Source organism: Nocardia sp. NPDC058666 (genome assembly GCF_042714895.1).
In the GTDB taxonomy this organism is placed as follows: domain Bacteria; phylum Actinomycetota; class Actinomycetes; order Mycobacteriales; family Mycobacteriaceae; genus Nocardia.
This window is the reverse complement of record NZ_JBHXRY010000009.1, coordinates 85,110-99,264: the sequence shown is the minus strand read 5'-3', so window position 1 is coordinate 99,264 and position 14,155 is coordinate 85,110. Positions and strand designations below refer to the sequence as shown.

Annotated in this window: 14 protein-coding genes and 1 pseudogene; 9 read left to right on the top strand and 6 right to left on the bottom strand. The window is 65.7% G+C overall.

The window, feature by feature from the left end:
• Positions 1–84 precede the first annotated feature (84 nt).
• On the bottom strand, positions 85–1,215 hold the full coding sequence (locus ACFWVD_RS20325) for a GDSL-type esterase/lipase family protein (protein ID WP_379244969.1): 1,131 nt from the start codon (positions 1,213–1,215) through the stop codon (positions 85–87).
• Between the two features lie 107 nt (positions 1,216–1,322).
• Here ACFWVD_RS20325 and ACFWVD_RS20320 point away from each other — a divergent pair, with 107 nt between their 5' ends.
• From ACFWVD_RS20320 to ACFWVD_RS20300, 5 genes and pseudogenes are all read left to right on the top strand, one after another.
• Complete coding sequence (locus ACFWVD_RS20320; RefSeq protein ID WP_379244967.1) at positions 1,323–1,802, top strand: MarR family winged helix-turn-helix transcriptional regulator; 480 nt, start codon at positions 1,323–1,325, stop codon at positions 1,800–1,802.
• Positions 1,803–1,921: 119 nt separating this feature from the next.
• Positions 1,922–2,359: pseudogene (locus tag ACFWVD_RS20315) on the top strand (nitroreductase family deazaflavin-dependent oxidoreductase); the annotation flags it as partial.
• 397 nt (positions 2,360–2,756) lie between these two features.
• Positions 2,757–3,620 carry an ABC transporter permease gene (locus ACFWVD_RS20310; RefSeq protein ID WP_379244965.1) on the top strand — a complete coding sequence of 288 codons (864 nt, stop codon included), beginning with the start codon at positions 2,757–2,759 and terminating at the stop codon, positions 3,618–3,620.
• Complete coding sequence (locus ACFWVD_RS20305) at positions 3,613–4,446, top strand: ABC transporter permease (RefSeq protein ID WP_379244963.1); 834 nt, start codon at positions 3,613–3,615, stop codon at positions 4,444–4,446. Before ACFWVD_RS20310 ends, ACFWVD_RS20305 begins: the two co-directional genes overlap by 8 nt.
• Before the next feature lie 2 nt (positions 4,447–4,448).
• The gene (locus tag ACFWVD_RS20300; RefSeq protein WP_379244961.1) at positions 4,449–5,441 is read left to right on the top strand and encodes an ATP-binding cassette domain-containing protein; all 993 of its coding nucleotides are present in this window, start codon (positions 4,449–4,451) and stop codon (positions 5,439–5,441) included.
• A gap of 3 nt (positions 5,442–5,444) precedes the next feature.
• On the opposite strand, the gene ACFWVD_RS20295 is transcribed toward ACFWVD_RS20300, so the two are convergent.
• On the bottom strand, positions 5,445–5,765 hold the full coding sequence (locus ACFWVD_RS20295; RefSeq protein ID WP_379244959.1) for a hypothetical protein: 321 nt from the start codon (positions 5,763–5,765) through the stop codon (positions 5,445–5,447).
• 328 nt (positions 5,766–6,093) lie between these two features.
• Between ACFWVD_RS20295 and ACFWVD_RS20290 the strand changes: the two genes are divergently transcribed.
• On the top strand, positions 6,094–6,582 hold the full coding sequence (locus ACFWVD_RS20290; protein ID WP_379244957.1) for a DUF4254 domain-containing protein: 489 nt from the start codon (positions 6,094–6,096) through the stop codon (positions 6,580–6,582).
• A 3-nt stretch (positions 6,583–6,585) separates the two neighbouring features.
• Here ACFWVD_RS20290 and ACFWVD_RS20285 read toward each other — a convergent pair whose 3' ends face one another.
• Genes ACFWVD_RS20285 through ACFWVD_RS20275 form a run of 3 tightly spaced genes read right to left on the bottom strand, consistent with a single transcriptional unit; the run spans position 6,586 to position 9,185 of the window.
• Positions 6,586–6,903 carry a hypothetical protein gene (locus tag ACFWVD_RS20285; RefSeq protein ID WP_379244955.1) on the bottom strand — a complete coding sequence of 106 codons (318 nt, stop codon included), beginning with the start codon at positions 6,901–6,903 and terminating at the stop codon, positions 6,586–6,588.
• Positions 6,904–8,055, bottom strand: a complete 1,152-nt coding sequence (locus ACFWVD_RS20280) for a fatty acid desaturase family protein (RefSeq protein ID WP_379244953.1) — start codon at positions 8,053–8,055, stop codon at positions 6,904–6,906.
• Between the two features lie 35 nt (positions 8,056–8,090).
• Positions 8,091–9,185 carry a ferredoxin reductase gene (locus ACFWVD_RS20275; RefSeq protein WP_379244951.1) on the bottom strand — a complete coding sequence of 365 codons (1,095 nt, stop codon included), beginning with the start codon at positions 9,183–9,185 and terminating at the stop codon, positions 8,091–8,093.
• Between the two features lie 142 nt (positions 9,186–9,327).
• Here ACFWVD_RS20275 and ACFWVD_RS20270 point away from each other — a divergent pair, with 142 nt between their 5' ends.
• Complete coding sequence (locus ACFWVD_RS20270) at positions 9,328–9,975, top strand: TetR family transcriptional regulator (protein WP_379244949.1); 648 nt, start codon at positions 9,328–9,330, stop codon at positions 9,973–9,975.
• A 51-nt stretch (positions 9,976–10,026) separates the two neighbouring features.
• On the opposite strand, the gene ACFWVD_RS20265 is transcribed toward ACFWVD_RS20270, so the two are convergent.
• Positions 10,027–11,370, bottom strand: coding sequence for an MFS transporter (locus ACFWVD_RS20265; RefSeq protein WP_379244947.1), 1,344 nt, complete (start codon positions 11,368–11,370; stop codon positions 10,027–10,029).
• 90 nt (positions 11,371–11,460) lie between these two features.
• On the opposite strand from ACFWVD_RS20265, the gene ACFWVD_RS20260 reads away from it, so the two are divergent.
• Both ACFWVD_RS20260 and ACFWVD_RS20255 read left to right on the top strand, forming a co-directional pair.
• On the top strand, positions 11,461–12,015 hold the full coding sequence (locus tag ACFWVD_RS20260; RefSeq protein WP_379244945.1) for a PadR family transcriptional regulator: 555 nt from the start codon (positions 11,461–11,463) through the stop codon (positions 12,013–12,015).
• Positions 12,012–14,042, top strand: a complete 2,031-nt coding sequence (locus tag ACFWVD_RS20255) for an FAD-dependent oxidoreductase (RefSeq protein ID WP_379244943.1) — start codon at positions 12,012–12,014, stop codon at positions 14,040–14,042. Before ACFWVD_RS20260 ends, ACFWVD_RS20255 begins: the two co-directional genes overlap by 4 nt.
• The last annotated feature ends 113 nt before the right edge of the window (positions 14,043–14,155 follow it).

The window sequence follows — 14,155 nt, the reverse complement described above, 5'->3', positions numbered from 1 at the left end:
CGTTCTCCGATCGTTGGTCACCGAACGCTGTCAAGGCGAGTCAAACAGACAGCGCCGCGAGCGCTCGGACGACACGGTCGGTCTTCACACGAACAGTGCGTCCACATCGACCGTCTGCGCCATGGCCGCGGCGCCGGCGTCGTTGAGGTGCATGCCGTCGCCGCTGTCGAATTCGGGGCGGATGAAATCGGGACGCTGTGGGTCGGCGACCGCGCGGTCGACATCGAAGATCGAGTCGAAAGTCGAAGTGGTGCGCAACCATTCGTTGACGGCGTGGCGGGTCGGCTGGGTTTCCAGCAGCGGCATGCCGGGGAATACGCAACCGGCGTAGGGGCCGATGGTTGCGGCGTGGATGCGTAGGCCCGCGGCGTGTGCTCGGGTGGCGAGATCGGTGAAGCCGGCGATCAGTTCTTCGGTGGTGGCCGACGGCTGGCCGCCCATCGCGCCCAGGATCAGGTCATTGATGCCGAAGTTGATCAGCACGTCGGTGACGCCGGGGACCTGCAGGGCGTCGGAATCGAAACGGCGCAAGCCTGATTCGCCGATTTCCTCGGCGGTGAGGCGGTTGCCCGCGATGCCGTTGTTGACCACCCAGCCGTGGGACAACCGGGTGTTGAGCACGTCCACCGACCGCCGGTTGGCGCTCAACGTGGTGCCGACGCCTTCGAACCAGGAATCGCCGAAGGCGACCGCGACCGGAGTGCCTTCGGGAGCGAGCACATCGACGCCGGTGACGAAGAAGCGGAAGGGAACCTGTTCTGCGTCAACGAGTTCCGTGTCAGCGGTGAGGTCACCACCGGCGATGTAGGTGATCTCCGCGGGCTGGTGCGAAAAGGTCGCCAGGCCAGTGGATTCCGGGAGGTAGAGGCTGAGCAGCACGTCTTCGCCTGCGGCAACCGGGAATTCGACCGCATCGCTGACCAGCTCGGCACCCGGCGCGATGGTGACCTCGGTAGCCCCACCGAACCTGATCTCGTGATCGCCGGAAATCGCCGACCCTTCCTTACGCCCACCGATGCGCGCGGCCCCGATCCGCAACGGAACCAGCCCGTAACGGTTGGTCACCCGCACCCGCACCGCCTCGCCGCCGCCTGCCATCCGGATGACGTGGCGCACCGTCTCGTCGCTGAACTCCCGCGATTCCACGAGCTTGATCTGCTCGGCGGGGTTGATGACGCCGGTCCGGAAGCCCGCGATCCAGGTGTTGTTCTGCATGACCACTCCATTAGTTGCCGTGAGGAATATTGCCTACGCATAGGTTTACGCCAAGGTATTCCTCTTGTCAACTATCCGCAGGGCAAGCACCGGCTAGAGTGGATGTCATGTCCATGAACGATCTCTTCGACGACCCCCGCCTGACCATCTCCGGCCTGCTCTTCGAGGCTCACAGTGGCCTTGTCGCCAAACTGGAGCCGACCTGGAAGTCGCACGGAATGTCGGGACTGGAGGTCAACGCGATCCTGCGCCTGAGCCGTTCACCGGATCAGCGCCTGCGCATGTCCGACCTGGCCGCGCAAACCGAACTCTCCACCAGCGGCGTCACCCGCCTGGTCGACCGCCTCACCACCGCGGGCCTGGTCGAACGCCACTTCGACCCCACCGACCGCCGCAGCGCCTACGCGGTACTGACCGACGCCGGCACCCACCGCCTCGAACAAGTCCTGCCCGACTACCTGGCCGCGATCCACCAGTGGCTCACCGGCCTGCTGACCCCCGACCAACTCGACGGCCTGGTCACCGCCCTGCGCATCATCCGCGACGCCACCAACCCCGCCGCCACAGCCATCGCCGACCGGGACTGACGACACCGCGCACACCGCGCACACCGCCGCGATTATGGTAGATAGCATAATATCGGGACGGGGCGACACACGTGCGCCTCCGCCCACCTGGCAAAGGAGCCCCGGTGACCGATCACGGATTGCGCAAGTTTCAGATGGAACGCCTGGTTGGACGCTATGTGGCCAACCCTGCGGTGCGGGCACTCGACGCGATCGGCATCCAGACCTCGCTTGCCACCGAACTGGAGACGACGGGCCGCAAATCCGGCCTCGCCCGGCGCGTCCCGGTGGCCGCCGCGTTCGACAACGACGGCGCCTGGGTGATCTCCCAACACGGTCGCCGCTCCGGTTGGGGCATCAACATCACCGCCGACCCCGCAGTGCGAATCCGCCAGGGCAACACCTGGCGAACCGGCACCGCCGCCTTCGCCCCCGACGATGACATCGCCGCCCGCAATCGCAGCTTCGCCACCAACCGCGTCACCGGCATCCTCACCACGGCCACCTTCCGCGCCCTACAAACCACCCCGATCTCGGTCCGCATCACCTTCACCGATCGCAATGCGTCCGGCCAGTAGATCCCACCTGCGGGTCTGCCAGATCTCGAACTAGATCATTCGCGCGAAGCGCAGCGGTGACCCAGTGCCCGCGCTGCCACCGGGCACCGCCGTACCGCAGTTCGACACGGGCGCCTAGCGATCGACCGTCGGCCCGAAGCCACACACCCCCGCGACCAGCCGCGATGCCGGTCACGGCGGTGCGATGCCGAACCCGCACCTACCTCCGGGTAATCTTCCGATTCATGTGGATCATTCTTGCCGTCTCCGTGGTCAGCTCGGTTGCTATTGCGATCTTGTTCGCGACGGGTTTCCCCGAGCACTGAGCGTGCGGCACTGACCCGCAACGCGGCCCGCACCGGTCGATCCGTGCCGTTTTCGTCCTGATCTCGGGCGAGCGGCCTACAGTGGACTGATTGTGCGGGGCAAGGCGGTGGGGGATGGTGGGCTTGCCTTCGCGGTGCGGCGTCGACGCAAGCCCGGGGCGATCAGGGTGTATTGGACGCTGGCGCGGGCGGGATTCAAGCGGCAGGCGCAGTACAAACTGGCGATGTTCGCTGGGCTTTTCACCAACTGCGTGTTCGGGTTCGTCCGTGCCGCGGTGATGGTGGCCGCGGTGCGGTCGGCCAGCGATTTCGGCGGGTACGACGAGGGCACCATCGGCGCGTATGTGTGGTTGTCGCAAGCACTTCTGGGCGCCACCCAGTTCATGGGACCGCAGATCGACCTGGTCGACCGGATCAAATCCGGTGACGTCGCGATCGATTTCCTGCGCCCCATCGACGTGCAACTGGGCTACCTGGCCACCGATATGGGCCGCGCCGCCTGCACGATCCTGCCGCGCGGCATCCCCAGCGTGGTCATCGGCGCCGCCACCTTCGGCCTGTCGATGCCCGACACTCCCCTGGCCTACCTGCTGGGCGTGATCAGTGTGCTGCTCGCGGTGGCGCTGTCGTTTCTGTGCCTGTTCGCGGTGGCGCTGATCGGGTTCTGGGTCATCGAGATCCGCGGCATCCGGATCCTGTACCAGATCGTGGGAACGTTTCTGGCCGGGCTGTTCGTGCCGGTGCACATGTTCCCCGACTGGCTGCGTGTCGTGGCCATGTCTACGCCGTTTCCGTCCATCCTGCAGGCCCCGATCGATACGCTGTCAGGGCGGGCCGCCGGCACCGACGCCTTGCTGATCGTTGCGATACAGGGCTTCTGGGTGCTGGCGATCGGACTGCTGGGCAGGGTGTTGCTGCGAGCGGGACAACGCAGGCTGGAGGTACAGGGTGGCTGAACCGGATTCCGTGCGCATCGTAGCCGGGACCTGGTTCACCCCCTATCTCGCAGTATTGCGTTCGCGTGTGAAAGCACAACAGGTGTACCGGCTCTCGTTCGCCACCGAGGTGTTCAGCGCGTTCCTGATCGGCCTGGTCGAGTTCGGCGAAGTGTGGGTGATCTTCCACAACGTCGGCACGCTGGGCGGTCTCGATGTCGAGGCGTCGCTGTTGCTTTTCGGCCTGTCCAACACCTCGTTCGCGCTGGCCCAGGTCGCGGTCGGGCACCTGGATTCGTTGCCGTCGATGATCCGCATGGGCACGCTGGACGCGTATCACCTTCGCCCCCAACCACTTCTGTTGCAGCTGGTGACCAGCGACATCTCCCTGCGCAGACTCGCGCGTGCCGCGGTGGCGGTGATCGTGCTCGCGATCGGGCTGTGGCGCAACGACATCGACTGGGGCATCGCCCCGGTTACCTTGATCGTGATCACCCTGATCAGTGGAATTGCGCTGTTCTGTGGCCTTTTCGTATGCGCGGCGGGACTACAGTTCTTCTTGATCGACGGTGCCGAGCTCACCAACAGCTTCACCTACGGCGGATCGTTCGCCGCGATGCAGCCGGCCTCGGTGTTCCCGACACCGCTGAAACTGCTGTTCGGGTTCGCGATTCCCGTCGCGTTCACGGCCTACGTGCCAACGATCGCCCTGCTGGGGCTGCCCGGCCCACCACTGTTGCCCGCATGGTCGGCCTGGCTCACCCCGCTGGCCGCGATATGGGTGTGGTTGCTCGCATCAGCGGCATGGCGGATCGGTACCAGGCATTATCAGGGAGGAGGGGGATAACGATGGACGACAACGAAGACCGCGAGCCGATCATCGACATCGATGACCTCACCCGCGAATTCACCGTCTACCGCAAGAGCGGGCGCCGTTGGCGTCGACACCGCGACACCATCACCGCGGTCGACCGGATGAGCTTTCGGATCGAACGTGGTTCCGCGGTGGGCTATATCGGCGCCAACGGCGCGGGCAAGTCGACCACGATCAAGATGCTCACCGGCATCCTCGTGCCCACCACCGGCACCGTGCGCACGTGCGGCCTCGAGCCGGTGCGCCAGCGCAAGGAACTGGCCTCACGCATCGGGGTGGTGTTCGGGCAGCGTTCGCAACTGTGGTGGGATCTGCCGCTGCACGAATCGTTTTCGATCCTGGCCGCGATCCACCGCCTCGACCCCGACGTCGCCGACAAGCGCACCCACGAACTGGTGGAACAGCTGGAAATGGCCGACACTCTCGACACTCCGGTTCGCCAACTCTCGCTGGGACAGCGCATGCGCGCGGAAGTCGCTGCGGCGCTGTTACATTCGCCGGAACTGGTGATCCTGGACGAACCGACCATCGGCTTGGATGTGTTGTCCAAGCAGCGATTACGCGAATTCCTGCGCGCCGAACGCATCGAACGCGGCACCACCCTGTTACTGACCACCCACGACATGGGCGATATCGAGCGACTGTGCGATCGCGTGCTGGTGGTCGACTACGGGCGACTGGTGTACGACGGTTCACTGACCGGTTTGGGCGCCACCGTCGGCGCGCGCCGGGTACTGGTGGTCGATTTGGCCGCTCCCACACCGGATCTCAACGACCTGCCCTGCGGGGCGCAGCTACTGTCCAGCGAAGCGGGCGGGATGCGTCAGCGGCTGGCTTTCGATGCCGAGCACACCACCGCGGCGGCGTTGCTGGCGGCGGTGTCGGACCGGGCGCAGGTGCGCGACCTTTCGATCGAGGAACCCGATATCGAAGACGTGGTGCGCCGCATCTACGAGTCGACCCGCTGATCGTCAGTGCGGCGCGTCGGGACTGCCCGCGTACATGCTCACTTCGCCGCCGTCACCGAGGAACGCGTTGACCAACATGATCCGCGCGGCCCGCAACTCCTGCTCGTCGGGGGCGCTGGTGGTGATCGAAATCTGTGGAATGGCAGCCCAATTCACGACGTAGCGTTGTGGCGGGCCGTCGTCGTCGGACAGGCGCGCCAGCCGGAACACCGACACCGCACGGCGTTCCATGAGACCGCGCACGACATCGGCGATGCGCTCGGGATCTTCCAGCGCGAACAGGAACCCGAACGTCAGCTCTGGCGAGGACACGTAAGCCGGCACAGTTATCGAGGTTAGTGCATTCGGCGGCAAAATGATTGCCGGAAATATGCTCCACCCGGTTACCGGGCAGTGCCCGCCAGGAGACCCACCCGTAATGGTGGATAACAATTCCCGCGCACCTCCGAGTTTGCCGACCATATTATTGCGCGCCGCCGACATCGCGCGGTTTCCTGGAGGAGTCCCGATTTTTCCCCGGGCCGTCTACACCACCGCAGCGTCGCGGATTTCCGTCGACGCCCGGGCGGGGCTACGCCGGTGCCGGGGAGTGCGCCACTTCCTCCTCGGCCCTGGCGTATCCATGCTCGAATGCGCTGTCAGGGGCAACACCATGCCGATCGATCACCTGGATTCCGCACAGCTGCCGACACCGTCGGCACTGCTGCGAGCGTTCACCGAAACCGACCACCCCGGCCGACACCGGGTGCTCGACGCCGCCAACGGGCTGGCCCGCTGCCACGATCGCCGCCGCCTGCTGCTGGAAACGACCGGCAACGTCGAGGCCCGCACCCGCTGCGTCGACGACATCGACAACGACCGCACCGCCCTGATCGCGCGCATCGACCACTGGGTCGCCACCCACATCGAACACCGCGAAGGCGCCTCCCTGCACACCGAGACCCTGGGCGCGGTGATCGACCGGATGGCCGCGAAATGGGTTGCCGCCCAACAAGCTTTGGCCGCGCAAACGCAAACGACACCACGGCAGCGGGAGCGTGTTACCCATCTGCAGTGGTGTCGTCTGGCTGAACTGACCGACGGCTACCGGGACCTGATCACCGATGTCACCGAACACCGCAGGCGGTTGCCGGTGTGGTGAGGATCAAGCCTGGTTGGTCTTGTCGGTAGGGACCGGTTCGGTGAACAACGGCTGTGCACCGAGATCGTCAGCAACCGGAACATCGAGATCGACAACCTCGGTCTCGGTCTCGGTGACCACCGCCCGATCCTGCTCGGCATCGCGCCGAGCAGCCGCCGCGGCTTCGCGCATCTCGATCGCGTCGGTGACGAACTCACCGATCTCCCGAGTGACCTCGATGATGGTTCCGGTGATCAGCGTCGCGATCCTGCCGACTCGCTGGGCACCGGAAGCCGTCAACTCCTGGACCAGGTCCTTGTTGCTTTCGAATTTCCCGACCATTTACCCGCTCACAGTGGAAGATTCCGGCTGATTACGCATCAGGATAACAGCAGGCTTGGACGACCTGTTGACAAAGCGATCCGGCACCGAGAGCAGGAAGATCTTGGCCCAGACCGAGCCGATCTGCTTGGAGAAACGGCCGGTGTTGTAGGGCAGGCCGTACTTGTCGGCCAGCGCCTTGACCTCGGGTGCGATCTCCGGGTACCGGTTCGCCGGGATATCCGGGAACAGGTGGTGCTCGATCTGGTGCGACAGGTTGCCCGACATGATGTGGAACAGTCGCGAACCCTTGATGTTGGCCGAACCCAGCATCTGACGCACGTACCACTCACCGCGGGTCTCGACCTCGGTCTCCTCCTTGGAGAACGTCTGCACGCCCGAGGGGAAGTGACCACAGAAGATGATCGAGTAGGTCCACACGTTGCGCACCAGGTTGGCCGCCACGTTGCCTGCCAGGGTGGACACGAACAGTGGGCCGGTCAGCGCCGGGAACATCACGTAGTCCTTGAAGACCTGCTTGCCGGCCTTCTTACCCTGGCCCTTGAGCAGCGGCTTGAGGTCGGACCACTTGCGCTTGCCCTTGATGATGTTGTCGGCCTCGAGGTCGTGCAGCATCACGCCCCACTCGAAGAACGTCATCAGCAGGAACGCGTACAGCGGGTTGCCCAGGTAGTACGGGTGCCACTTCTGACCCTCGTCCATACGCAGGATGCCGTAACCGATGTCGCGGTCCATGTCGTGGATGTTGGTGTAGGTGTGGTGCATGTAGTTGTGCGAGTGCTTCCACTGATCCGCCGGGCACACGGTGTCCCAGTCGAATTCGCGGGAGTTGATGCCGCGCTCACGCATCCAGTCGTACTGGCCGTGCATGACGTTGTGGCCGATCTCCATGTTGTCCAGGATCTTCGACACACCCAGCGCCGCCACACCGGCGAGCCAGAACGGGGGCAGGAAGCCCAGGTACATCAGACCGCGGCCGGCGATCTCGAAGCCACGCTGGGTCTTGATGATGTTGTAGATGTAGTCGCGGTCGCGTTCGCCGAGGTCGTCGACGACGCGGGCGCGGATCGCGTCCAGTGCGGCGCCGAGCTCTTCGACCTGCTCCGGGCTCAGGATGACCGGGCCGTCTTTGCCTTCGGTGAGGATCGTCATGGCTATATCTCCCCTTGTTTGGTTCTGTGTGTCGATCAGAGTGCGATGTCGACGTCGCCGACAGCGGTGTTGATGCAGACCTGGATCTGCTTGTCGGGCTCGGCGTCGAGTTCGCCGGTGCGGATGTTGCGCGTGCAGCCGGAGACCTTGGTCGCGGTGCAGGAGAAGCAAATTCCCATGCGGCAGCCGTATTCCGGGGTCAGGCCCGATGCTTCGGCCTGTTCGAGCAGCGTTGCTCCGGTGTTGTCGGCGGCGACGTCGCTGTCGGAGAAGGTCACCGTGCCGGTGGCCTCGGACGGGTCGGTGGGCACGGTGGTGAGCGTGAACTCCTCGCTGAGTACCCGATCCTGCAGACCTTCGGCGTCGAAGATCGTGTGCACCGCGCGCATCAGCGGCGGCGGTCCACAGACGAACGTCTGTGCGTTCGCGAACCACGGTGCCACCCGCTCGAGCTCGTCGTAGTCGAAGAACCCACTGCCGGTGGAGGTTTCACCGTCGATCACCGTGCCCGGCTCGACCGGGTAGCGGTACTCGATACGGAAGTTGGCGCGACGCTGCGCGATCGAGGACAGTTCCGCGCGGTGCGGCACCATTTCGGGCTGCCGCGCGTAGTGCAGGAAGGTGACATCTCCTGTGTACCCCTCGGCGTCGAGAGTACGCAGCATCGACAGTACCGGCGTGATGCCGCTGCCGCCGCTGACCAACAGGATCTTGTCGGGACGCTGCTGCGGCAGGTGGAACACACCCGACGCGGGCGCCAGGTCGACGACCATGCCGGGCTTGGCGTTGTCGTGTAGGTAGTTCGAGACCAGGCCGCCCGGGTGCGCCTTCACGGTGATCTGCAGGTAGCGCTGGCCGTTGCTGCTCTCGGGGTCGATCGGCGAGTAGCAGCGGGTGTGGCGCACACCGTTGATCGAGACGCCGATCTGGATGTACTGGCCCGCGGCGTGGCCGCGCCACTGACGGGAGGCCCGCAGCGTCAGCGTCACCGAGCCGGGTGTGGCGTGCGAGACGTGGGTGACCTCGGCGCGCAGCTCCCGGGCGGTGAGCCCGGGGCGCACGAGCTCCAGGTACCGGTCCAGCGGGTGCGGCGTGGTCAACGTCTGCACCAGATCGATCAGTCCCACCATGTCGTATTGCCCCTTACGAGAAAGTCCGGCGTGCGCTTCAACTTTCAGTGCACGTCTGTACACTCACTAGTGTGCCGGATGACCCCGGGGCGCTGTCAACCGGCAAAGATGTGAGGCGGACAACACAATGACGAAAGCGGCTATGGTGAACGCACGTATACTCACCGATGTGACTGAGCAGGCCGGGACCCGCAATGAGCGCAAAGCGCACACCAGGGCCGCACTGCTCGACGGCACTTTGTTGCTGGCATCGGAGCGCGGTTTCGCGGCCTTGAGCCTGCGCGAGATCGCCCGCTCGGCCGGCATCGTGCCCACCGCCTTCTACCGTCATTTCGCCTCGTTGGACGACCTGGGCGCGACCATCGTCGACGAGGGCGTGACCGCGCTGCGCCTGGCATTGCGCGAGGTCAGGCGCAAACCCGACGCCCACCTGGCCGATACGGTGCGCTTCGTGTTCGAACAGGTGCGCGCCAAGCGGGCACTGTTCGGCTTTCTCATTCGCGAACGTCACGGTGGTCCCGCACCACTGCGTCAGGCGATCGCGATGGAGATGCAGTTGATCGTGCGCGAGATCGTCGCGGATCTGTCCCGGTTGCGTGCACTGGATTCGTGGAGCACCACCGAGTTGGAGATCGCCGCTGATCTACTGGTCACCACCGTGACCGACGGTATTGCCGCGTTCGTGGCATCCACCCCCCGTGAGGAATCGGCGATTCAGGAGCGCACCGTCATGCAGATGCGACTGATCGCGCTGGGCATCGCGGGCTGGGTACCCAAAAACGCGGAGTGAATTCAGAGTACGGGCGTACACACAACGATTGACCGCCGCTTCGGTGACGCATCACAGAGATTCCTTCTCCAGCGCGACCTTTCCGGGCGAACGCACCGGCAACAACACCAGCAAACCCAGCGCCAACACCACCAGCAGTCCCGCGATGCCCGCGCGATCGCTGTGGAACACCGCAACGAACACCCCGAACAGGGCCGGTGCCAGGAACGACACGGCCCGGCCGGTCGTGGTGTACAGCCCGAACAGCTGACCTTCGCGTCCCGGTGGTGCCAGCCGCGCGACGAACGAACGCGCCGACGCCTGCGCGGGCCCGACGAACACCGTCAGGGCCAGCCCGAAGATCCAGAACATCGTCGGGCCCGAGACCGCCAGCAACACCGAACCGCAGATGAGCATGCCGACCAGCGACGCCACGATCACCCGTTTGGGCCCGATCCGGTCGTCGAACCGGCCCGCCACGATCGCGGCCGCGCCCGCCACCACATTGGCGGCGATCCCGAACAGCAGCACATCGGCGTCGGCGAACCCGTACACCGTCACCGCCAGCACCCCGCCGAACGTGAACACCCCCGCCAGGCCATCGCGGAATACCGCACTGGCCAGCAGGAAGTACACCGTGTGCCGGTCCTGTCCCCACAGCTCCCGCACGTCGCGCGCGAGCACCCGGTAGGAACCGAGGAACCCGACCTTGGCCGCCCCCGGATCGGCGCCGGTGCGTGGCATCTCCGGCACCGCGAACAGCACCGGCAGCGCGAACACCGTGAACCACACCGCCGCGAGCACGATCACCAGGCGGATGTTCAGGCCCTGATCAGTGGGCATCCCGAGTAGCCCGCGAGTGTCGCCGTCACCGGCCAAGAACCCGACATAGCAGATCAGCAGCAGCACGATGCCACCGAAATAGCCCATCGCCCAACCGAATCCGGACACCCGGCCGACCGTGGCCGGTGTGGAAACCTGGCGCATCATCGCGTTGTAGGGCACGCCCGCCAGTTCGAAGGTGGCCGCGGCAAACGCCAGCAGCGCAAGGCCCAGCCACAGGTCGTGATAGTCGTCGTGGACGAAGAACATCAGCGACATCGCGCCGACGGTGAGCGCGGTCAACGTCGCCAAGGCCCGTTTACGCGAACCGACCGCGTCGAAGTACTGCCCGCACACCGGCGCGGTGACCGCCACGACCAATCCCGCCCCGGCCAGCGCCCAGCCCAGCCACGCGCTCGCGGAGATCGAACCGGGCAGATCGTCGCCCACCTTGTCGGTGAGATACACCGAGAACACAAAGGTCAGCGTCACGGCCTGGAAGGCCGACGACCCCCAGTCCCACAGCCCCCACGCCAGTACCTGTCCGCGTCCGGCCGCCTCGCCGACGGTGTCGGACGCGTTCACCTCGGTCATCCGCGAAGCGTATCGGCGATCCGACATTCGCGCCGTCAATTCATATGAACCTGGTTGCATAGTACCGAGCGTTGCGGATACTCTCGTGTCATGGCACTGGAGCACGCGCTGCTGGTCTCGCTCACCGAGCGGGCCGGCTCCGGGTATGAGCTCGCGCGCCGATTCGACAAGTCGATCGGCTACTTCTGGAGTGCCACCCACCAGCAGATCTACCGGGTCCTCAAGCGTATGGAGGAATCCGGCTGGGTGACCGCGGAATCGGTGAACCAGCAGGGCAAACCCGACAAGAAGGTGTACTCGGTGGCACCGGCCGGGCAGGCCGAGATCGCCCGCTGGCTGGCCGAACCCACCGACGCCGCCCCCGCCCGCGACGAACTGGGCGTGAAGATCCGCGCCGCCGCGTACGGCGACATCGATGCCATCTGCGCCGAGGTCGCGCGACATCGCGCCCAGCACGCCCAGCGCCTGGACGAGTACCGCCTCAGCGAAAAGAAATTCTTTCCGGCGCCGGACCAGCTCTCCGGCACCGCTCTGCACCAGTATCTGGTCCTGCGCGCGGGCATCCGCGCGGAGTCCGGCTATCTCGAATGGTGCGACGAAGTACTGCAGGCCCTGCGACCGCGAAAAGGTGAACACCGCCCATGACTGCCTATCCCCATCTGTTCTCCCCCCTCGACCTCGGACACACCACCCTGCGCAACCGGGTGGTCATGGGTTCCATGCACACCGGCCTGGAAGATCGCGCCTGGGACACCAACAAGCTGGCCGCCTACTTCGCCGAACGCGCGCGCGGCGGTGTCGGCCTGATCATCACCGGCGGCTACTCCCCCAACCGCGCCGGCTGGCTGTCCCCGTTCGGCGGCAAACTGTCGAACAAGACCGAGGCCTACCGGCATCGCGCGATCACCAAGGCGGTGCACGCCGAAGGCGGCAAGATCGCCATCCAGATCCTGCACGCGGGCCGTTATTCCTATATGCCGACCAGTGTTTCGGCCTCGGCGATCAAGTCCGCGATCAACCCGTTCAAGCCGCGCGCACTGTCGTCGAAGGGTGTCGAGCGCACCATCGACGACTACGCGCGCTGCGCCGGGCTGGCCAAGTTCGCCGGGTACGACGGCTGCGAGATCATGGGCGGTGAGGGCTATTTCCTCAACCAGTTCCTCGCCCCGCGCGTGAACAAGCGCACCGACAAGTGGGGTGGCACGCCCGAGAACCGGCGTCGGCTGCCCGTGGAGATCGCGCGCCGCATCCGCGCCGAGGTGGGCCCCGACTTCATCATCGTGTTCCGGTTGTCGATGGCCGAGCTGGTGGAGAAGGGCCAGACCTTCGACGAAATCGTCGCGCTGGCACAGGAATTGGAAGCAGTCGGCGTCGACATCATCAACACCGATATCGGCTGGCACGAGGCGCGCGTGCCCACCATCGTCACCTCGGTGCCGCGCGCGGCGTTCGTGGAGTTCACCGCCAAGATCGCCCGCAAGGTGAACATCCCGGTGTGCGCGTCGAACCGGATCAATATGCCCGAGATCGCCGAGGAGATCCTGACGCGCGGTGACGCGGCCCTGATCTCGCTGGCCCGGCCGCTGCTGGCCGACCCCGAATGGGCGAACAAGGCGCAGGGTGACCGCGCCGACGAGATCAACACCTGCATCGCCTGCAACCAGGCCTGCCTGGATCACGCCTTCGGCAACAAGAAGGTGTCGTGCCTGGTCAACCCGCGTGCGGGCAGCGAGACCACGTTGAACCTGCTGCCCACCCGCCGCGCCAAGCGGTTCGCCGTCGTCGGTGCCGGTCCGGCAGGCCTGTCGGCCGCGGTGAGCCTGGCCGAGCGAGGTCATCACGTGGACCTGTTCGAGTCCGACGACAAGATCGGCGGCCAGTTCGACATCGCCCGCCGCATCCCCGGCAAGGAGGAGTTCGACGAGTCGATCCGCTACTTCCGCCGCAAGATCGACGTCACCGGCGTGACCCTGCACCTCGAAAAGCGGGTCAGCGCAGACGAATTGATCGCGGGCAAGTACGACTCGGTGATCCTGGCCACCGGCGTGCGCCCCCGCATCCCCAACATCCCCGGCATCGACCACCCGATGGTGCTGTCGTACGCCGAACTGGTGAAGGAGGAGAAGCCGGTCGGCAAGAAGGTCGCGGTGATCGGCGCGGGCGGTATCGGCTACGACGTGAGCGAATACCTCACTGTCGAAGGGCATCCCACGCTCAAGCTCGACGAGTGGAAAGAGGAGTGGGGCGTGGACTCCGAAGACGAGCAGTCCCGCGGCCAGCTCAAGAAGCCCAACCCCTCCCCCGCCGCGCGCGATGTCGTTCTCCTGCAACGCAAGTCGACCCCGTTCGGCAAGGACCTGGGCAAGACCTCCGGCTGGGTCCACCGTGCGGCCCTCAAAGCCAAGGGCGTCGAGAAGGTCGGCGGCGTGAACTACGACCGCATCGACGACGCGGGCCTGCACATCAGCTTCGGCGACAAGCACGAGAACCCGCGGGTGATCGAGGTCGACAACGTGATCGTGTGTGCCGGACAGGAATCCGTACGCGAACTCGAAGAGCCGCTGCGTGCGGCGGGCGTGGACCTGCACCTGATCGGCGGCGCCGACCTGGCCGCCGAACTGGATGCCAAGCGCGCCATCGACCAGGGCACCCGTCTGGCCGCTCGGCTGTAATTTTGGAGCGCTGGCGCGCTCGAGCGCGGCCCCTGAGGGGCCGCGAGTTAGCCACCGTTGCTAGAGGCTGCGCCTCGGACGCAACGGCGGCTAACTCGCGGCCGGGCCGCTAC